The sequence below is a fragment of the Mesorhizobium subarcticum genome (assembly GCF_055456085.1).
Window position 1 is genome coordinate 2,203,389 of record NZ_CM144237.1, and the last position, 17,806, is coordinate 2,221,194.

20 protein-coding genes are annotated in these 17,806 nt (G+C 63.4%); 14 read left to right on the plus strand and 6 right to left on the minus strand.

Translation table 11 applies throughout. From position 1 onward, the window contains the following. The first annotated feature begins 45 nt into the window (after nucleotides 1-45). Nucleotides 46-1,599, plus strand: a complete 1,554-nt coding sequence (locus tag ACZYHG_RS10760) for an acetolactate synthase large subunit (protein ID WP_464613766.1) — start codon at nucleotides 46-48, stop codon at nucleotides 1,597-1,599. A 19-nt stretch (nucleotides 1,600-1,618) separates the two neighbouring features. Here the strand turns inward: ACZYHG_RS10760 and ACZYHG_RS10765 are convergent, their stop codons facing one another. Beyond that, on the minus strand, nucleotides 1,619-1,921 hold the full coding sequence (locus ACZYHG_RS10765) for a BolA family protein (protein ID WP_464613767.1): 303 nt from the start codon (nucleotides 1,919-1,921) through the stop codon (nucleotides 1,619-1,621). Nucleotides 1,922-2,102: 181 nt separating this feature from the next. Here ACZYHG_RS10765 and ACZYHG_RS10770 point away from each other — a divergent pair, with 181 nt between their 5' ends. From ACZYHG_RS10770 to ACZYHG_RS10800, 7 genes are all read left to right on the plus strand, one after another. After that, nucleotides 2,103-2,747, plus strand: a complete 645-nt coding sequence (locus tag ACZYHG_RS10770) for a J domain-containing protein (RefSeq protein WP_464613768.1) — start codon at nucleotides 2,103-2,105, stop codon at nucleotides 2,745-2,747. A gap of 123 nt (nucleotides 2,748-2,870) precedes the next feature. Continuing rightward, on the plus strand, nucleotides 2,871-3,857 hold the full coding sequence (gene cobS, locus ACZYHG_RS10775; protein ID WP_027031308.1) for a cobaltochelatase subunit CobS: 987 nt from the start codon (nucleotides 2,871-2,873) through the stop codon (nucleotides 3,855-3,857). 4 nt (nucleotides 3,858-3,861) lie between these two features. After that, complete coding sequence (locus ACZYHG_RS10780) at nucleotides 3,862-4,299, plus strand: hypothetical protein (protein ID WP_464613769.1); 438 nt, start codon at nucleotides 3,862-3,864, stop codon at nucleotides 4,297-4,299. Continuing rightward, the gene (cobT, locus tag ACZYHG_RS10785; RefSeq protein ID WP_464613770.1) at nucleotides 4,299-6,197 is read left to right on the plus strand and encodes a cobaltochelatase subunit CobT; all 1,899 of its coding nucleotides are present in this window, start codon (nucleotides 4,299-4,301) and stop codon (nucleotides 6,195-6,197) included. Before ACZYHG_RS10780 ends, cobT begins: the two co-directional genes overlap by 1 nt. Continuing rightward, on the plus strand, nucleotides 6,194-7,213 hold the full coding sequence (locus ACZYHG_RS10790; RefSeq protein ID WP_464613771.1) for an esterase-like activity of phytase family protein: 1,020 nt from the start codon (nucleotides 6,194-6,196) through the stop codon (nucleotides 7,211-7,213). The genes cobT and ACZYHG_RS10790 overlap by 4 nt, the downstream gene beginning before the upstream one ends. Before the next feature lie 177 nt (nucleotides 7,214-7,390). Then, nucleotides 7,391-7,759, plus strand: a complete 369-nt coding sequence (locus ACZYHG_RS10795; RefSeq protein ID WP_464613772.1) for an ArsR/SmtB family transcription factor — start codon at nucleotides 7,391-7,393, stop codon at nucleotides 7,757-7,759. Then, the gene (locus ACZYHG_RS10800; RefSeq protein ID WP_464613773.1) at nucleotides 7,756-8,241 is read left to right on the plus strand and encodes an SRPBCC family protein; all 486 of its coding nucleotides are present in this window, start codon (nucleotides 7,756-7,758) and stop codon (nucleotides 8,239-8,241) included. Before ACZYHG_RS10795 ends, ACZYHG_RS10800 begins: the two co-directional genes overlap by 4 nt. A 26-nt stretch (nucleotides 8,242-8,267) precedes the next feature. Here the strand turns inward: ACZYHG_RS10800 and ACZYHG_RS10805 are convergent, their stop codons facing one another. The 3 genes from ACZYHG_RS10805 to rpmB all read right to left on the minus strand — a co-directional run bounded on the left by ACZYHG_RS10805 (nucleotide 8,268) and on the right by rpmB (nucleotide 10,109). Beyond that, the gene (locus tag ACZYHG_RS10805) at nucleotides 8,268-8,948 is read right to left on the minus strand and encodes a spermidine synthase (RefSeq protein WP_464613774.1); all 681 of its coding nucleotides are present in this window, start codon (nucleotides 8,946-8,948) and stop codon (nucleotides 8,268-8,270) included. 4 nt (nucleotides 8,949-8,952) lie between these two features. Beyond that, nucleotides 8,953-9,633, minus strand: coding sequence for a queuosine precursor transporter (locus tag ACZYHG_RS10810; RefSeq protein WP_464613775.1), 681 nt, complete (start codon nucleotides 9,631-9,633; stop codon nucleotides 8,953-8,955). A 179-nt stretch (nucleotides 9,634-9,812) separates the two neighbouring features. Next, the gene (gene rpmB / locus ACZYHG_RS10815; RefSeq protein WP_027031300.1) at nucleotides 9,813-10,109 is read right to left on the minus strand and encodes a 50S ribosomal protein L28; all 297 of its coding nucleotides are present in this window, start codon (nucleotides 10,107-10,109) and stop codon (nucleotides 9,813-9,815) included. A gap of 257 nt (nucleotides 10,110-10,366) precedes the next feature. On the opposite strand from rpmB, the gene ACZYHG_RS10820 reads away from it, so the two are divergent. The 3 genes from ACZYHG_RS10820 to ACZYHG_RS10830 are packed head-to-tail and all read left to right on the plus strand — an operon-like array spanning nucleotide 10,367 to nucleotide 12,784. Next, entirely contained in the window at nucleotides 10,367-11,155 is a 789-nt protein-coding gene (locus tag ACZYHG_RS10820; RefSeq protein WP_464613776.1) for a DUF3108 domain-containing protein, read from the plus strand. A gap of 43 nt (nucleotides 11,156-11,198) precedes the next feature. Then, on the plus strand, nucleotides 11,199-12,113 hold the full coding sequence (yddG, locus tag ACZYHG_RS10825) for an aromatic amino acid exporter YddG (protein WP_464613777.1): 915 nt from the start codon (nucleotides 11,199-11,201) through the stop codon (nucleotides 12,111-12,113). After that, nucleotides 12,110-12,784 carry a lysoplasmalogenase family protein gene (locus tag ACZYHG_RS10830; RefSeq protein ID WP_464613778.1) on the plus strand — a complete coding sequence of 225 codons (675 nt, stop codon included), beginning with the start codon at nucleotides 12,110-12,112 and terminating at the stop codon, nucleotides 12,782-12,784. Before yddG ends, ACZYHG_RS10830 begins: the two co-directional genes overlap by 4 nt. A 2-nt stretch (nucleotides 12,785-12,786) precedes the next feature. Here the strand turns inward: ACZYHG_RS10830 and ACZYHG_RS10835 are convergent, their stop codons facing one another. Together ACZYHG_RS10835 and gloB are read right to left on the minus strand one after the other, a co-directional pair. Next, nucleotides 12,787-13,209: a cupin domain-containing protein gene (locus tag ACZYHG_RS10835; protein WP_464613779.1), complete on the minus strand. Its 423-nt coding sequence runs from the start codon at nucleotides 13,207-13,209 to the stop codon at nucleotides 12,787-12,789. A 22-nt stretch (nucleotides 13,210-13,231) separates the two neighbouring features. Continuing rightward, on the minus strand, nucleotides 13,232-13,999 hold the full coding sequence (gene gloB / locus ACZYHG_RS10840) for a hydroxyacylglutathione hydrolase (protein ID WP_464613780.1): 768 nt from the start codon (nucleotides 13,997-13,999) through the stop codon (nucleotides 13,232-13,234). A gap of 120 nt (nucleotides 14,000-14,119) precedes the next feature. Between gloB and ACZYHG_RS10845 the strand changes: the two genes are divergently transcribed. The 3 genes from ACZYHG_RS10845 to ACZYHG_RS10855 all read left to right on the plus strand — a co-directional run bounded on the left by ACZYHG_RS10845 (nucleotide 14,120) and on the right by ACZYHG_RS10855 (nucleotide 17,754). Then, entirely contained in the window at nucleotides 14,120-14,908 is a 789-nt protein-coding gene (locus tag ACZYHG_RS10845; protein ID WP_464613781.1) for a class I SAM-dependent methyltransferase, read from the plus strand. A 137-nt stretch (nucleotides 14,909-15,045) separates the two neighbouring features. Then, entirely contained in the window at nucleotides 15,046-16,872 is a 1,827-nt protein-coding gene (locus ACZYHG_RS10850) for an ABC transporter ATP-binding protein/permease (protein ID WP_464613782.1), read from the plus strand. An 87-nt stretch (nucleotides 16,873-16,959) separates the two neighbouring features. Beyond that, on the plus strand, nucleotides 16,960-17,754 hold the full coding sequence (locus ACZYHG_RS10855; protein ID WP_464613783.1) for a DUF1194 domain-containing protein: 795 nt from the start codon (nucleotides 16,960-16,962) through the stop codon (nucleotides 17,752-17,754). The last annotated feature ends 52 nt before the right edge of the window (nucleotides 17,755-17,806 follow it).

Consider the following 17,806-nt stretch of genomic DNA (forward strand, 5'->3'; position numbering starts at 1 on the left):
GGACATCCCCGGGTGCAATTGTTCCCTAAATGGGAGAAAAATTGCATGAATGGCGCCGATGTCCTGTGCGACGTGCTGTTGGCCAATGATGTGACGGTCTGCTTCGCCAATCCCGGCACATCCGAAATGCATTTCGTCGCCGCGCTGGACCGTAAGCCTGAGATGCGTTGCGTGCTCGGCCTGTTCGAGGGCGTCGTGACGGGTGCGGCCGACGGTTATGCGCGAATGACCGACCGTCCGGCCGCGACGCTGCTGCACACCGGCCCGGGCCTGGCCAACGGGCTGGCCAACATGCACAACGCCCGCCGCGCCAGGACGCCGATGATCAACATCGTCGGCGACCATGCCTCCTACCACCTGCCGCTCGACGCGCCGCTGACCAGCGATATCGAGGGCCTTGCGGCGCCGATGTCCAACTGGGTGCGCCGCATCGCGGGGCCAGCCGATGTCCAGCCGGCCACGGAGGCGGCGTTTCGCGCCTCGCTGACGCCACCCTGCGTCACGACGCTGATACTGCCGGCTGATGCCGCCTGGGGCGATGCTGAGCCGGCGTCGCCGGGCAAGGTCGTCCTTGCATCGCCGCCGGCGATCGACAGGGATGCGGTGCGCGAAATCGCAGCGGCCATCCGTGCCGCTCCGGGCCGGGTCGGCATGGTCCTTCGCGGGCGCGCGGCGCGGGCCGATGCACTCGCGATCGCCGGCCAGATATCGACATCAAGCGATGTCTGCCTGTTCAGCGAGGTTCTGATCGCGCGCATGCAACGCGGGCTTGGACGTGTCGCGCCGACACGCATCCCTTATCCGGTCGATGCGGCAATAGCAGTTCTGCGGGATATCGACGTTCTTGTGCTGGTCGGCGGCAATGAGCCGGTCGCCTTCTTCGCGTATCCGGGAAAACCGGGACGGCTTGTCCGTGACGATTGCCAGGTGCTGACGCTCGCCGCCCATGGTCAGGATTTGCATATGGCGCTGGAAGCGCTGCGCGACGAGCTTGGCATCAAGCCGTCGCGGCAGACGGAGTTCGCGACCGCGTTTCCCGACGAGGCAACGCCAAGCGGCAAGCTGACGGACGACGCCATCGCACTGTCCGTGGCGCGCAAGCTGCCGGACAATGCGATCGTCTGCGATGAAGCCGTCACCTCGGCCAGGCGTTTTTTCGCGCTGTCGGCCTTTGCCGCGCCGCACGATTACATGATGGGCACCGGCGGATCGATCGGCGGCGGCATTCCGATGGCAACCGGGGCGGCGATCGCCTGCCCGGACCGCAAGGTGATCAATCTGGAGGCCGATGGCAGCGGCATGTACACGGTGCAGGGGCTGTGGACCCAGGCGCGGGAAAATCTCGACGTGCTGACGATCGTCTTCTCCAACCGGACCTACGCGATCCTGCATGGCGAGATGCGCAATGTCGGCGTCAACGCGATCGGCGAGAACGCCAGGCGCATGCTCGACCTTGACCATCCCGCGCTGGACTGGGTGTCGCTGGCCAAGGGCATGGGCGTGGAAGCGGCCCGCGCTGACACCTGCGAGCGCTTCGACGCGCTGCTGGACAGTGCTTTGTCGCGGCGTGGGCCGTTCCTGATCGAAGCGGTGATTTGACCGCGCTGCGATCGGGGACCTACCAGCGGGTCTTTTCGCCAGGTGCTGCCGGTTCGATCGCCAGTGCATGCACGCCGGCTTTCAACTCGTCGGCCAGCAATTCGTTGACGGCGCGGTGGCGGTCGATGCGGCTCATGCCGGCAAAGAGCGGCGAGACGACGCGGACGCGAAAATGCGTCTCGCCGGCGCCGTCATAGGCGCCGTGATGGTCGGAGCCATGATGATGATGGCCGGCGTGGAGATGGCTTTCGTTGATGATGACCAGCCGCTCCGGCGAAAATGCCTTGTTGAGCTTGTCTTCCATGGTCGCCTGTATGGACATTGCCGTCTCCGTTCACCACATATGCCTGGCGCACCAGCGTGAAAACCGGAACCGGTTTCACAAGGGGCCTGCTGTTTCGCAACTAAATCCGCCATTCGCCCGCTTTAGGCCGCGATTCAGCGGTTAGGGCGATGATCGCGAAAATGTCAATTCTTGTTTCGCATCTGCGAACGCCCCATAAATGGGTGAGATGAAGCCGTACCCCAAATATTTCGAGAAGATTCGCGTCCGCCCCGACAAGGACGCGGAGCTGAAGTCGCACTCGCCGATTTGCCAGTGGGATGGCTGCAAGGAGGCGGGTACCCACCGCGCGCCGGTCGGACGGATGAAGGAGGGCGAGTATTTCCGCTTCTGCTTCGACCATGTGCGCGAGTACAACAAGGGCTTCAACTATTTCTCCGGCGTGCCGGACACCGAGGTCGCGCGCTTCCAGAAGGAAGCCATGACCGGTCACCGGCCGACCTGGAAGATGGGCGTCAACGGCGCCTCGCCGCGCACCTCCCCCGGGATGGCGTCGCCCGATATGGCGCAGATGCGTTCCGGCCGCGCCGGCTATTACAACCGCATGCGCGACCCGTTCGACCTGTTCAAGGGGCCGAAGGATCCGCGCGAGGCGCGCGAGCGCAAGGCCAAGCCCCTTGAGGCCAAGGCGCTGGAAACGCTTGGCCTTGATACAAAGGCGACTGGCAAGGATATCAAGGCGCGCTATAAGGAACTGGTGAAGCGTCACCATCCGGATGCGAATGGTGGCGATAGAGGTTCGGAAGACCGGTTCCGCGATGTGCTGCAGGCCTATCGCGTGCTCAAACAGGCGGGCCTGTGCTGAGCGACCCTATGGTTTGTGTCGCTTTCCAACTTTCATAAGGTTGGAAAAGGCTTTAAGACCGCCCCCGAACAAAATCGATTGCCGGCGAAACGGGATGTTTCGCCCGTGGAGACGTTGAGAGATATGAACAAGGTCGATCGCGACATCGCCAACCTGCCCGACACGACGGTGTCGGTGAAGGAAAAATTCGGCTTCGAGTCCAAGATGGTGGTGCCGGCCTACTCGGTAACATCAGAGCATGTGCCGGACATCGATCCGGACTATCTGTTCGACAAGGCGACGACCTTGGCGATCCTCGCCGGCTTTGCCTACAACCGCCGCGTCATGGTTTCGGGCTATCACGGCACCGGCAAGTCGACCCATATCGAACAGGTCGCCGCCCGCCTCAACTGGCCTTGCGTGCGCGTCAACCTCGACAGCCATGTCAGCCGTATCGATCTCGTCGGCAAGGACGCGATCGTCGTCAAGGACGGCTTGCAGATCACCGAATTCCGCGACGGCATCCTGCCCTGGGCCTACCAGCACAATGTCGCGCTGTGCTTCGACGAGTATGATGCTGGCCGTCCGGACGTGATGTTCGTCATCCAGCGCGTGCTGGAATCGTCGGGCCGGCTGACGCTGCTCGACCAGAGCCGGGTCATCCGCCCCCATCCGGCGTTCCGGCTGTTCTCGACCGCCAATACGGTTGGCCTCGGCGACACCACCGGCCTCTATCACGGCACGCAGCAGATCAACCAGGCGCAGATGGACCGCTGGTCGATCGTCACCACGCTGAACTATCTGCCGCACGACAATGAAGTCGCCATTGTGCTGGCCAAGGCCAAGCATTATCGCGACGGCAAGGGCAAGGACATCGTCAACAAGATGGTGCGCGTAGCCGACATGACGCGCTCGGCCTTCATCAATGGCGATTTGTCGACCGTGATGAGCCCGCGTACCGTCATCACCTGGGCCGAGAATGCCGAGATCTTCGGCAATATCGGCATGGCGTTCCGGCTGACCTTCCTCAACAAGTGCGACGAACTGGAGCGCTCGGTGGTTGCCGAGTTCTACCAGCGCGCCTTCGGCGAGGATCTGCCGGAGAGTGCGGCCAACGTTGTGCTGGGGTAACAATTTGGACCTGCGGCTTCAACCGAAGCTGATTGCGGGTGTTGTTCTCGCAATAGTAGCCGGTTGCTCGGTCGAGACGATCCGGCCGGGTACCGATCGAAGCTATTTTTTAAACTTGAATGGGACTGACGGAGCTGCTCGGCTAAAACAATTGAGCCAGTCGGCGAGCTTCTTCACCCGAGAGATGACAGAGCGTGGTGCGTCTTGCGGCGATGCGCGCAAGAACGGCAACACGACCAGAGTGGTCTGCGTTTACGCGGTCTGTCACAATGGTGGCGTCTGGTCGGATGCTTGGCAGTTCGACGTTAAGAGCGGTGCCATTTCAACGCCCAAAGACGCCAGTCTGTCCGATCAGGAAAACTGCGACGGCAACCGGCTCAAAGATGTTCAGCAGGCGGCAGTGAAGAAGCTGATACTGGCCGCTGGAGAAGAGGTGCTTTAGTGGCGGGTCCGGGCGACAACACGCGCAACAAGTCGAAGACGGGGTCTGAAGCCGACAGCTTCAAGCGCGCCGTCACCGTTTGCATGCGCGCCATTGCCGGCGACAAGGAACTCGAAGTCGGCTTCGCCAAGGACCGGCCGGCGCTCGCCGGCAGCCGCGCGCGACTGCCCGAGCTGCCGAAGAAGGCATCGAAGACCGATATCGCGATCACCCGTGGCCTCGGCGATTCCATGGCGCTGAAGCGCGCCTGCCATGATGTGCGCATCCACACCAAGCTGGCGCCCGAGGGCAAAGCGGCCCGTGCCATCTATGATGCGGTCGAGCAGGCCCGCGTCGAGGCGATCGGTAGCCGCGCCATGCAGGGCGTCGCCGACAATATTGGCTCGATGCTGGAGGACAAATACGCCAAGGCCAATCTCGTCGACGTCAAGGACAAGGCCGACGCGCCGATTGAGGAAGCCCTCGCCTTGATGGTGCGCGAGAAGCTGACCGGCCGGCCGATCCCGAAGAGCGGCGAGCGGCTTGTCGAACTCTGGCGCCCCTGGGTCGAGGAAAAGGCCAAGGCCGACCTCGATGGCCTGTCAGCCAAGCTCGGCGACCAGCAGGCCTTTGCCCGCGTCGTGCGCGAGATGCTCGCTTCCATGGAAATGGCCGAGGAACTCGGCGACGACCAGGAGACGGAAGATTCCGAGGACAATGACGACAACCAGCCGCAAGGCGAGGAGCAGAGCGAGGAGGGCGGCGAAGAGGATTCCGGCTCCGAGCAGTCGCAGTCCGAGGATGCCGAGGCTTCGGCCGATGACGAGCAGTCGTCCGAGACGGAAGCGTCCGACGCCACCGCCGACGATCTATCGGACGATGACGATGCCGATGCCGAGACGCCCGGCGAGGCGCGCCGCAACGACAATCCCTTCACCAATCTGCCGAAGGAAATCGACTACAAGGTCTACACATCAGCTTTCGACGAGACGGTCGGCGCCGAGGAACTGTGCGAGGAAGAAGAACTCGACCGGCTGCGCGCCTTCCTCGACAAGCAGCTTGCCAATCTGTCCGGCGTCGTCGGCCGGCTCGCCAATCGGCTGCAGCGCCGCCTGATGGCACAACAGAACCGCTCCTGGGATTTCGACCTGGAAGAGGGCTATCTCGATCCGGCGCGGCTGGTGCGCGTCGTCATCGATCCGATGCAGCCGCTGTCCTTCAAGCAGGAACGTGACACCAAATTCCGCGACACGGTGGTGACGCTGGTGCTCGACAATTCAGGCTCGATGCGCGGCCGGCCGATCACGGTCGCCGCCACCTGTGCCGACATTCTTGCCCGCACGCTGGAGCGCTGCGGCGTCTCGGTCGAGATCCTCGGCTTCACCACAAGGGCGTGGAAGGGCGGCCAGGCGCGCGAGAAGTGGCTGAAGGACGGCAAGCCGCCGAACCCCGGCCGCCTCAACGATCTGCGCCACATCATCTACAAATCCGCCGACCATCCGTGGCGACGCGCTCGGCGCAATCTCGGCCTGATGATGCGCGAAGGCCTGCTCAAGGAAAACATCGACGGCGAGGCGCTGCTGTGGGCACATAACCGGCTGATCGCCCGGCCCGAGCAGCGCAAGATCCTGATGATGATCTCCGACGGTGCGCCGGTCGACGATTCGACGCTTTCAGTGAATCCAGGCAATTATCTCGAGCGCCATCTGCGTGCCGTCATCGAACTGATCGAGACGCGCTCGCCAGTCGAGTTGCTGGCGATCGGCATCGGCCATGACGTCACGCGCTATTACCGGCGAGCCGTCACCATCGTCGATGCCGAGGAACTGGCCGGCGCCATGACCGAACAACTGGCTTCGCTGTTTGCCGAGGAAAGCGCGAAGGATACGCGTCGCGGCGGCATGCGGCGCGCCGGATGATCTTCTCGCCGGGCGGGTTTCGGCAAACGGTTTTCGCTGCCATCGCCTTGCTTGGCGGTGTGGTCTCTGCGTCAGCCGGCTCGGCTCCGGTTGAGCCCGTCGTGGTTTCGGCGCGCCCGATCACCCAATTCCATATTGGCCGCACCGACAAGCAGTTCGGCCAGCTTGAATTCGTCGGTGGGCTGGAAATGACTTCGAAATCCCGCGATTTCGGGGCGTTGTCGGCCTTTCGGTTTCTGAAAGCGGGCAGTGATTTCATCGGCGTTGCCGACACCGGCTATTGGTTCTTCGGCACGGTGGCCCGCGACGCCGACAAGCGGCCCGTGGGCATCCAGAACTTCCGCATGCAGCAGATGGTCGACCAAAGCGGCCAGCCGATCGATGAGAAATGGGAAGTCGACGCCGAAGGCCTCGCGGTCAAGGATGGCATCGCGACCGTCGGTTTCGAGCGCAATCATCGCGTCGCCCAGTTCAGGATCGATCCTGATGACATGAAGGCGCCGTTCCGGCAGCTGGATTTCCTGGTGCCGTCGCGGGAGCTGCGCCAGAACCGCGGCTTCGAGACCGTCACCCATGCCAATGCCAATGGCCAGCATCAGGGCGGTCTGGTGGTGGTGTCGGAGAAGAGCCTCGACAAATCAGGCAACATCTATGCCGCCATCATCGAAGGGCCGCACAAGGGCGTCTTCACCGTCAAGCGCAACGGCGATTTCGACATCACCGATGGCGGCTTCCTGCCGGATGGCAATCTTTTGCTGCTGGAGCGCAGTTTCACCATGGCGGGCGGGTTGAAGATGCGGCTGCGGCGCATCCATGGCGAGAGCGTCGAGAAGGGTGCCGTCGCCGACGGGCCGGTGCTGCTGGAAGCCGACATGGGCTACCAGATCGACAATATGGAAGGTCTCGATATCTGGACCCGCGACGACGGCGCACTGATGGTGTCGCTGATATCAGACGACAACCACTCGATCCTGCAGCGCAATCTCTATCTGGAATTTATTCTCCACCAGGATTGAGCGGCAGCTCCAACTGCGAACCCAACGGCGGGTTCAATCTGGTCGAACGCCTTCCCCCACTCCGTCGCTCCGAAGCAGCGACGGAGTGGGGTCGACTGTTCGTCATTCGATCGACGTTGATCAAAACACTTTAGTGAGTACTTGACTATTGGCGCGATCGGCGCAATACTAAAGTCCATGCTTAACCATTCCGACATCGACAGCATCCTTCGCGCTCTGGTCGAGCCGACCCGTCGCCAGATTCTGGAACGGTTGAGCCGCGGACCGGCCACCGTCAGCCAGCTGGCGGAGCCGTTCGGCATGTCCTTTGCCGCCGTGCTGCAGCATCTGCAGGCGTTGGAGGCCTGCGGACTGATCCGCAGCGAAAAGATCGGGCGGGTGCGCACCTGCCGGATCGAGCCGGGCGGGCTCGTTCCGCTCGCCGACTGGATTGCCGAACGCCGCATACCGGCTGAACGCCACCTCGACCGGCTTGGCGAGATTCTGGCCGAGACGGACCCATCATCCCCAAAAGTTCAAGACCAGGAAAAGGACGACCAGACATGAACCAGATCGCCCCCGCGAAAGACGATCCTTCCGTTATCCACTCGACCTTCACCATCGAGCGGACCTATCCGCAATCGCCGGCCAAAATCTTCCATGCCTTTGCCGACAAGGCGACGGTGCGGCGCTGGCGGGTTGAAGGTGATGGCTTCACCATCGCCGAATTCAGCTTCGATTTTCGCGTCGGCGGTAGCGAGGTGTCGCGATTCAGCTATGGCGGCGGCCCGGAGATCAGGCTCGATGCCCAGTTCCAGGACATCGTTCCGGACCAGCGCATTGTTTTCTCCTACCGGATGGCATTCGGACCGCAGCCCATGTCGGCGTCTCTCACCACAATAGAGTTGACGCCTTCAGGCGACGGCACGCGGCTGACCTATACCGAGCAGGGCGCCTTCTTCGATGGTGTCGATTCCGCCAAGGGGCGGGAAGACGGGACGCGCGGGCTGCTGGAAGCGCTTGCCGCGTATCTACAGAAATCAAAGTAAATTCGAACCGCCAGCGACGGCCTTGGTCAGGACCGTGGGCCGTTGGTGGCGATCCAGATGACGTGGCGCGCGCCACGCTTGCCGTTGGCGCGCGTGTTGATCTCTTCCACCGTGAAACCCGCCTGCTTCAGCCGCCTGGCAAAGCCGCTGTCCGGCCCCTGCGACCACACCGCCAGCACGCCGCCCGGCTTGAGGGCGGTGCGCGCGGCACCGAGGCCCGCCAGGCTGTAGAGGGCGTCATTGCTCTTGTGGACGATGCCTTCAGGCCCATTGTCGACATCGAGCAGGATCGCGTCCCAGGCAGCGGGCTCGGAGCGTATCAGCTGGCCGACATCGACCTCCTGGATGGCAACGCGGGGATCGTCGAGACAACCGCCGAACACTTCGGCCATCGGGCCGCGCGCCCAGGCGACCACTGCTGGTACCAACTCGGCGACAACAATGCTGGCATCCTTGCCGAGTTCGGCCAAAGCAGCGCGCAGCGTGAACCCCATGCCAAGGCCGCCGATCAGGATTTTCGGCTGCCGATGGTCCGCAATCTTCTGGCAGGAGAGTTTCGCCAGCGCTTCCTCGGAGCCGCTGAGGCGGCTGTTCATCAACTCGTTGGTGCCAAGCATGATCGAGAATTCAGCGCCACGCCGCTTGAGGCGAAGCTCTTGTCCGCCATCAGGCGTCTTTGCCGAATCGAGCTGGACCCAGGGTATCAAGGGTCTAAACCGCGACCGCCGGCTGGCTCCAGCGGGCAGCGACCAGCCGGTAGGGGATGAGCGCGACCACGGCGATGATCAGCTTCACACTGAGATCACCCAGCGCCCAGGAGACCCAGCGCATGGCGTCGACATGGAAGACGCCCATCAGAGGCGCCGTCTCAAGCGCAAAGCTGTCGTTCGGGCCGGCGAAGGCGAAGGCCGCCGAAAACGCCACGGTGAAGAAGACCACCGTGTCGAACACCGATCCGACCAGCGTGCCGACGATCGGCGCCCGCCACCAGCTCTGCCGGCGCAACCGGTTGAACACGGTGACGTCGAGCAATTGCGCGGTCAGGAAAGCGGCACCGGAAGCGGCCGCGATGCGCACCAGCCGGTCGGCCGAGGTCTCGAATTCAATCAGGCCATGGCGAAACAGGAAGGGCGGGACAAGGATCGAGCAGACCACCGCCGTCATGAAGCCGACAAAGACGATCCGGCGCGCCACGGCAGGCCCGTAGCGGCGGTTGGCGAGGTCGGTGACCAGGAAGGAGAAGGGATAGGTGAAAGCGCCCCAGGTCAGCAGGTCGGCCAGCGACAGCCCGCCAATCTGGCCCTGCATCGGGAACTGCACGAGAATGTTCGACGCCACGACGACAAGCGCCATGGCAGCCACGAAGGGCAAATATCGCGAGAAGGAAGACATTTTTTTATCCTGGGTAATGGAACCAGCGGAGCATCATGCCCATCGGGCCGGTGCTCGCTTCGTCTTCGAGCATCGGATGTCGAACCTCGCGGATCTATCCGATGCCAGAGGCCAACAACGGTTGGCCTGAGGCCAACAAGAGGTTGGCCAGGGCGGTCGTCCCCCGCCTTTATCCGATGTTACGCAGCGACCTGCTCGGCGAGCTTCTTGGCGATCTGCTTCTTCAGCAGGCGCGCGCGCTGCGACAGTTCCTTGATGTCGGCCTTGGCCAGGAAAGCGTCGAGACCGCCGCGATGTTCGACCGAACGCAGCGCGTTGGCCGAGATGCGCAGGCGCACATTCTGGTTCAGCGCTTCCGAAATCAGCGTCACATTGACGAGGTTCGGCAGGAAGCGACGCTTGGTCTTGTTGTTGGCGTGGCTCACATTGTTGCCGGTCATAACTGCCTTGGCAGTGAGTTCGCAGGTGCGGGACATGGTTCTAACCTTCAGTTCTTTCGAGACCTGCCAAACCTTTGTGCCCACGCCGGGTGGCGCGCGGTTCTGGTCAGGCGGCCTTATGGAAAAGTTGGCGTTCCATAGTTGCATTTCGCCGGGGCGTCAAGCTCCAGCTTGCCTACGGAAGCGCCCGGGATTTCATATTAAGGCCGGATTTCACCCTATAAGCGGTCTTATAGGGACACGCCAGACCGGAGTCGCCCGCCTCCGGCTGAAATCAAGGATCCGATCCCGCCATGCCTCGTTTGTCTCACGCGCTCGCTATCGCGCTTGCCATCGCCTTGCCGTCCGCCGCATCGGCGGCCTCGCCCCAGTCCTTCAAGGGCGAGTACACGGTGTCGTTCCTCGGTCTCTCGATCGCGAGGTCGACCTTCTCGAGCCATTACGAGAACGGCGCCTATGCGATCGACGGTACCGTCAAATCAGCGGGACTGGCCAAGCTGTTCGACGACACGCGGGGCACGATCTCATCCAAGGGCACAATTTCCGGCAAGAAGCTGGTGCCGCAGGCGTTCCGCGCCGATTACACCTCCGGCAAGAAGGTGTCAGCCATCGATGTCCGCTTCACAAACGGCGCCGTGACCTCGACGCAGGTCATCCCGGCGCCCGGCAAGCGCGATCCCAAGGCCTGGGTGCCGCTCGGCGCCAGCGACCTGGCGTCGGTGCTCGATCCGATGGCGGCCACCGTCGTCCATGCCGACAGTCTCGACCAGGTCTGCGGCCGCACGGTGAAATTCTATGATGGCGAGATGCGCGCCGATCTGACGCTGACCTACGATTCGAAAGGCACGATATCGGTGCCGGGCTACAAGGGCGACACCGTCACTTGCCGGATGGGCTTCGAGCCGGTGGCGGGCTATCGCAAGGGGCGCAAGGCGCTCAACTATCTCAAGAACAAAAGCCGCATGATGGTGACGTTTGCACCGCTCGGCCAAACCGGCGTATATGCGCCGATCCACGCGACGGTCGGAACGCAGATCGGCACCTTGACCATCAGCGCCGGGCGTTTCGAAGCGGTACAATAGGCACGCCACTGAAGACAGAAAAGGGCGCGCCACGGGAGATAAAATGGCGCGCGCAACACTGATCGGCTTTTCGGCGGTCGCCATGTGGGCGCTTTTGGCTCTGCTGACGGATGCATCCGGCAAAGTGCCGCCGTTCCTGTTGTCGGCGATCACCTTCTCGATCGGTACCGGTGTCGGGCTTGTCGCGCGGCTGTTCATGCCGGCTGCCGACAAGAGCCAGAAGATCCCGCCCCAGGTCTGGGTGATCGGCATTGCCGGCCTGTTCGGCTACCACTTTTTCTATTTCACCGCACTTCGCAACGCACCGGCGGTCGAGGCGAGCCTGATCGCTTATCTCTGGCCGTTGCTGATCGTGCTCGGCTCCGCACTGATGCCGGGTGAAAAACTGGCGTGGAACCATGTCGTTGGTGCGTTGCTTGGCCTTGCCGGTACCGTCCTGATCGTCACCAAGGGCGGCGCGCTTGCCTTCGATGCGCGCTATACGTTTGGCTATGCCATGGCCGCCGTCTGCGCCGTACTGTGGTCGTCCTATTCGCTTCTATCGCGGCGCTTTCCATCGGTGCCGACGAGCATCGTCACCTGGTTCTGCGCGGCGACAGCGGTGCTGTCGCTCATCTGCCATCTGGTGCTGGAACAGACCGTGCTGCCGAACGGCGTCGGCCAGTGGCTGGCGGTGCTCGGCCTTGGCCTGATGCCGGTGGGTGCGGCCTTCTATGCCTGGGACATCGGCGTCAAGCGCGGCAACATCCAGGTGCTGGGCGCGGCAAGCTATGCGGCGCCGCTTTTGTCGACGCTTGTGCTGATCGCGGCCGGCGTCGCCGAGCCGTCGCTGCGCATCCTCGCCGCCTGCGTGCTCATCACCGGCGGCGCTGCTCTGGCGGCGAAGTCGCTGTTCCTACGCAAGCCGGCGGCTGACGAAAGCGGCGCCGGGGCATCCGAAAGCGGAGCCGGGGCATGACGATGCCGTTTGCCGGCGGCATCGACGCCAATGCCAACGCGACACTGATCTTCTCGCTGGCGGCGGCGGTGATCTACGCGTTCGCGCTCGGCATGCCGCCGCGTCTCGCCCGCTCGGCGGCAAAGACGCTTGCGGTCGCGATGCTTGCCGTGCTGTCGGCACTGCAAGGCGGCCCGCTGCTGCTGGTCGCGGCCCTGGCGCTCAGCGCCATCGGCGATGCCTTCCTGTCGCGCGACGGCGAGAAGGCTTTTATGGGTGGGCTGGCGAGCTTTCTCGTCGCCCACATCGTCTATGTCGTGCTGTTCCTGCGCAGCGGCGGCGGGTTGGGTCTGCTTGGCGCCGAATCCTGGCGCGGCGCGATCGCACTCGCCATGGCGGTGTTCGCGGTCGTCATGCTGGCGGCACTCTGGCGCCGTGTCGGCCCTGGCCTGCGGGTCCCGATCGCTATCTACGTCGTGGCGATCCTGGCGATGGGCCTGTCAGCGCTGACGACGAGCAGCACCTGGGTGATCGGCGGCGCAGTGCTGTTCATGGCCTCTGACGGGCTGCTCGCCACCGAGAAATTCCTGGTTGCTGCCATCTCGCCGCATCGTGCCTGGATGCGTTTGGCCGTTTGGATTTTGTACTACGTTGCCCAGCTCGCGATTACGCTGGGATTCCTGCTGGGCTGAAGCTACTTCGGCTCCCAGCCCGGCGCCGCCAGTTCGAAGGCGGCGAAATCAAAGCCTGGCGCGACCGTGCAACCGACCAGCGTCCATTCGCCCAGGCTGCGCGCCGATTGCCACCAGCCCGCCGGCACGACGATCTGCGGCCGTTCGCCCGCCGCGAACTCGATGCCGAGCACCTGCTCGATCACGGCTGGGCCTTCTTCCCACATCGACAGTGCCAGCGGCGCGCCGGCATGGAAATGCCAGACCTCGGCGGCGTCCCTGACCCGATGCCATGCCGAAACCTGGTGCTCTTCCAGCAGAAAGTAGATCGCCGTCGAATGGCCGCGCGGACCGCCGGCGCCATCGCGAAAAGTCTCGGCATACCAGCCGCCTTCCGGATGCGGTTTCAGGCCGAGTGTCGCGATGATTTCCGCGGAGCTGGTCATGGTCTGCGAAATCCCCCGGAGCTCAGAAATTGTCCTTGCGCTTGCGGATTTCGGCGAAGACTTCGGCATCCGATGCTTTCTCCAGCCCGAGATGCTTGCGGATCGCCGGATCGTGCCAGCGCAGGAAAGGATTGGTCGACAATTCCTCGCCGATCGTCGTCGGCAGCGTCGGCTTGTTGTCGAGCCGCAGTGCCTCGATCCTGGCGGCGCGCTCCTTCAATGCCGAATTGGTCGGGTCCACGGTCAGCGCGAAACGGGCGTTGGCAAGCGTGTATTCATGGCCGCAATAGATTGTCGTCGCGGCCGGAAGTGCGGCGAGTTTCCTCAGCGATTCATACATCACCGGCGGCTTGCATTCGAACAGCCGTCCGCAGCCCAGCGCAAACAGCGTGTCGGCGGTGAAGGCGACCTTCGATGCCGGCAGATGGTAGGAGACATGGCCGGCGGTGTGGCCGGGGGTGGCGATCACCTCGATGCGCTCCTCGCCGAGATGAACGACGGAGCCGTCTTCAACGGTTTCGTCGATGCCGGGGATCTTGGCCTTTTCCGCTTCCGGGCCGACGATGCGCAGCTTGAAGCGCTCCTTCAGCGCCAGATTGGCCTCGACATGGTCGAGATGGTGGTGCGTGGTCAGGATCATCGTCGGCGTCCAGCCGGTTCGCTCGACCGCGGCCAGGATCGGCGCTTCCTCGGGCGCGTCGATGATCGCGGTCTGCCCGCTCTTTGGGTCATGCACCAGCACGCCGAAATTATCGCTGCGGCACATGAACTGTTCGATTTCGACCGCCATCGCATCTCTCCTTTTTGTCGCCGCAGACATAGGGCGCCAAAGTGCGGATGTCATCCCGCCATCTCGGGTCGATCAAGGCCTTTTATTGAAACCCGCCGATATCACGGCTACATCCCTGACATGCATTCCGACATCGTCGACCTTCGCTCCTTCTATTCGACAACGCTCGGCCGGTTCGCCGAGCGTTCGATCACCATGGCGCTGTCGTCGATCTGGGCCACCGTCCCCAACGAACGACTGGTCGGTCTCGGTTATACCTTGCCCTGGCTGGAACGGTTCGGCACCGATGCCGAGCGGGTCTTTGCCTTCATGCCGGCCACCCAGGGTGCGGTCGTCTGGCCGGCGTCGGGGCCGACGGCGACGGCGCTGGTCTTTGACGAGGAACTGCCGCTGGTCGATTCCTGCATCGACCGCATGCTGCTCGTCCATTCGCTCGAACATGTCGAAAACCCGCGCGAGACGCTGAACGAGATCTGGCGGGTGCTGTCGCCGGCGGGGCGCGTCGTCATCGTCGTGCCCAATCGGCGCGGTGTCTGGGCGCGCTTCGAGCACACGCCGTTCGGCAATGGCCGGCCTTTTTCGCGAGGCCAGCTCACCGAATTGCTGCGCGAGGCGAATTTCACGCCGGCGTCCTGGTCGGATGCGCTGTTCTTCCCGCCATCGCGGCGGCGCTTCATGATGCGCTTCCACAATGTGCTGGAGCGCGCCGGCCGGCGGCTGTGGCCGATCTTTTCCGGCGTTATCGTCGTCGAAGCGCAGAAACGGCTTTATCAGGGCGTGCCGGTTGCCCAGCGTGCGTCGCGCCGCGTCTTCGTGCCGGTGCTGTCGCCGCACGGTGCGACGCGGCTCGGCCGCCTCACCGAGGTCGGCAGCGCGGCGACTGCCACTCGCCAGGTGACACCTTCGTGATCATGGTGAAAACTGGTGTTGCGCGGCGTTTTCCAACCTATCTGTCGCAAGCGCATTCCAAGTCCACTTGAACGACAGATGCATTCAAGTCTCTCCATCCGGTTTCAGCACCGCTGTTGAACGCAAGGACCCAGGCTATGGCTGATCAACCGGACAGGAATGCCACAGCTCAGCCGGCTGCCGTGGCGGTCGAAGCCAGCAGCCTGCGTGATCAGGTGGCGACGATCAAACGGGCGCTGGTGGGGTCGCCGGTCCGCAAATGGCTGCTGTGGACGTCGGCCGGCATCATGGCCGTCATTGTCGCGACATCGATCGGCCAGGTCTTGCTCAACAGCTGGAACCAGCCCTTCTACGATGCGTTGGCGCGCCGCGACATGGCGGCTTTCCTGCACCAGCTACTCGTCTTTGCGATGATCGCCGGCGGGCTTCTGGTGCTGAATATCGGCCAGACCTGGCTCAACCAGATGTTCCGGCTGAAGCTGCGCGCGGCGCTAACGCTCGACCTGATCGACCAGTGGATGCGACCGGCGCGCGCCTTCCGGCTGGCCAATGCCGGCGCCATCGGCGTCAACCCCGACCAGCGCATGGCCCAGGATGCCGCGCATCTCTCGGACCTGTCGACCGACCTCGGTGTCGGCCTGCTGCAGTCGTTCATCCTGCTCGTCTCCTTCGTCGGCGTGCTGTGGGAATTGTCGTCGGGCTTCGTGTTCCACATCGGCGGCTGGTCGCTGGCGATACCGGGCTACATGGTCTGGGCCGCGTTCATCTATGCCGGCATCGCCTCCTGGCTGAGCTGGCTGGTCGGGCGGCCGCTGATCAGGCTCAACAGCGATCGCTACACCAGCGAAGCCGAGCTGCGCTCCTCGATGGTGCGGGTCAACGAGAATGTCGATGCGATCGCGCTCTACCATGGCGAAGACGACGCCAAACGGCGACTGGAAATCGACCTCGACACGGTGCTGGCCGCGATGCGGCGCATCTTCACCGCCCAGATCAATCTGTCCTGGGTGACCGATACCTATGGCTGGATCACGGTCGTGGCTCCCATCCTGGTCGCGTCGCCGGTCTATTTCTCGGGCGATATCAGCTTCGGCGGGCTGATGATGGCCGTCGGCGCCTTCAACCAGGTGCACTCGTCCTTGCGCTGGTTCGTCAACAACATCGGCAGCATCGCCGATTGGCGCGCCACGCTGATGCGCGTTGCCGACTTCCGCATCGCGCTCGATGAAACCGATGTGCTTCACGACAAGGAGAAGCGGATCGCCTTCGAGGAAAACGCCAATGGCAGCCTGACGTTCGAAAACCTTGAAATCGCCTCACCGGAAGGCTGTACCAAGGTTGCGGATCCGCATGTCGAGATCCATCCCGGCGAGCGGGTGATGATCACCGGCGAGCCGGGCGCCGGCAAGACGCTGTTCTTCCGCGCCATTGCCGGCCTGTGGCCCTGGGGCAGCGGAAAGATTGGCCTGCCGGCGGGCGAAACCCTCATCTTCGTGCCGCGCGTCCCCTATTTGCCGGCCGGCACGTTGCGTGACGTGCTCAATCACGCGAACGGGCATGCGCCTGCGAGTGATGGCGACATTTCGGCGGTGCTTGCCGAAATTGGCCTCGAACGGCTGTCGTCGTCGCTCGACCGCGTCGGGCGCTGGGATCATGAGTTGGGCGATGACGAGCAGCGCTTGCTGGGCGTGGCCAGGCTCGCCTTGCGGCAACCGAAATGGGTGATCATCGACGAAGCCATGGATGCGTTCGACGGGCCCGCACTGCGGCGCGTGCTGGCGCTGCTGGAAAAGCATCTGAAGGGCGCCGCGATCATCAACATCGGGCGCGGCCAGCACAACAATCAGTTCTTTCCGCGCGGCCTGACGATCGTCAAGGATTCCGCTGCCCCGGCGCTAAAACCTGCCCGCGTCAGGGCTGGCGCCATCGATCCGCCGCCCGCTGCCGCACGCCGCAAGAAGTAGGCCGTTTTCCCTGGTTGCGAGCGCAAAACCTTATTTTGCCGTGATCCCAATGGAAGATTTCGCGAAGAAACAACGCTGGCGCCGGCCATGTTTGATGCTCTTCTGCTTGCCTGTCTCGCCTGCGCGCATCCGATCGCGTCGCTACCAGCGCCGTTGGCGGTCGACGTTGAGTTGGTGCTGGCGGTCGATATCTCGTTGTCGATGGATGAGAAGGAATTTGCCTTGCAACGCGCCGGCTATGTCGAGGCGCTGCGGCATCCCGACTTCATCCAGGCTGTCCGGTCCGGCAATACGGGCCGCATCGCGCTCGCCTATTTCGAATGGGCAGGCACGGTGCGCGAAGACGCGATCATCAGCTGGCAGATCATCGACAGTGCCGAGAGCGCCAACAGCTTTGCCGACAAGGTCGCGGCGCGTCCGTTCCGGAGCTTTCGCGGCACCTCGATCTCCACCGCGCTTGGCTTCGGCGCCGGGCTGTTCGACAGGACTGACTTCACCGGCGAACGCAGCGTCATCGACATTTCCGGCGATGGGCCCAACAATATCGGGCCGCCGGTCACCGCCATGCGTGATGCGGCAACCGCCAAGGGCATCGTCATCAACGGCCTGCCGATCCTGATAAGCCCTTCGCCGACCTTCAAGCATCTCGACCAGTATTACGCGCAGTGTGTGACGGGCGGACCGGGCTCTTTCGTGCTGCCTATCTACGCGGCTGCCGAATTTTCGACGGCCATCCGTCGCAAGCTGATCCTCGAAGTGAGCGGCATTCAGGACAAGGCTGGGGTCATTCCCGTCGACGCGGATGCGCCGATCGACTGCCTGCAGGGGGAGCGTGACAAGCGGTTCTTCTCGGATCCATATTTGCCCGAACTGGATCGATGAGCAGTCGTCGGTCACGCCGGCGAGGCTGCAGCCTTGAGCAATCTGAAAGGGT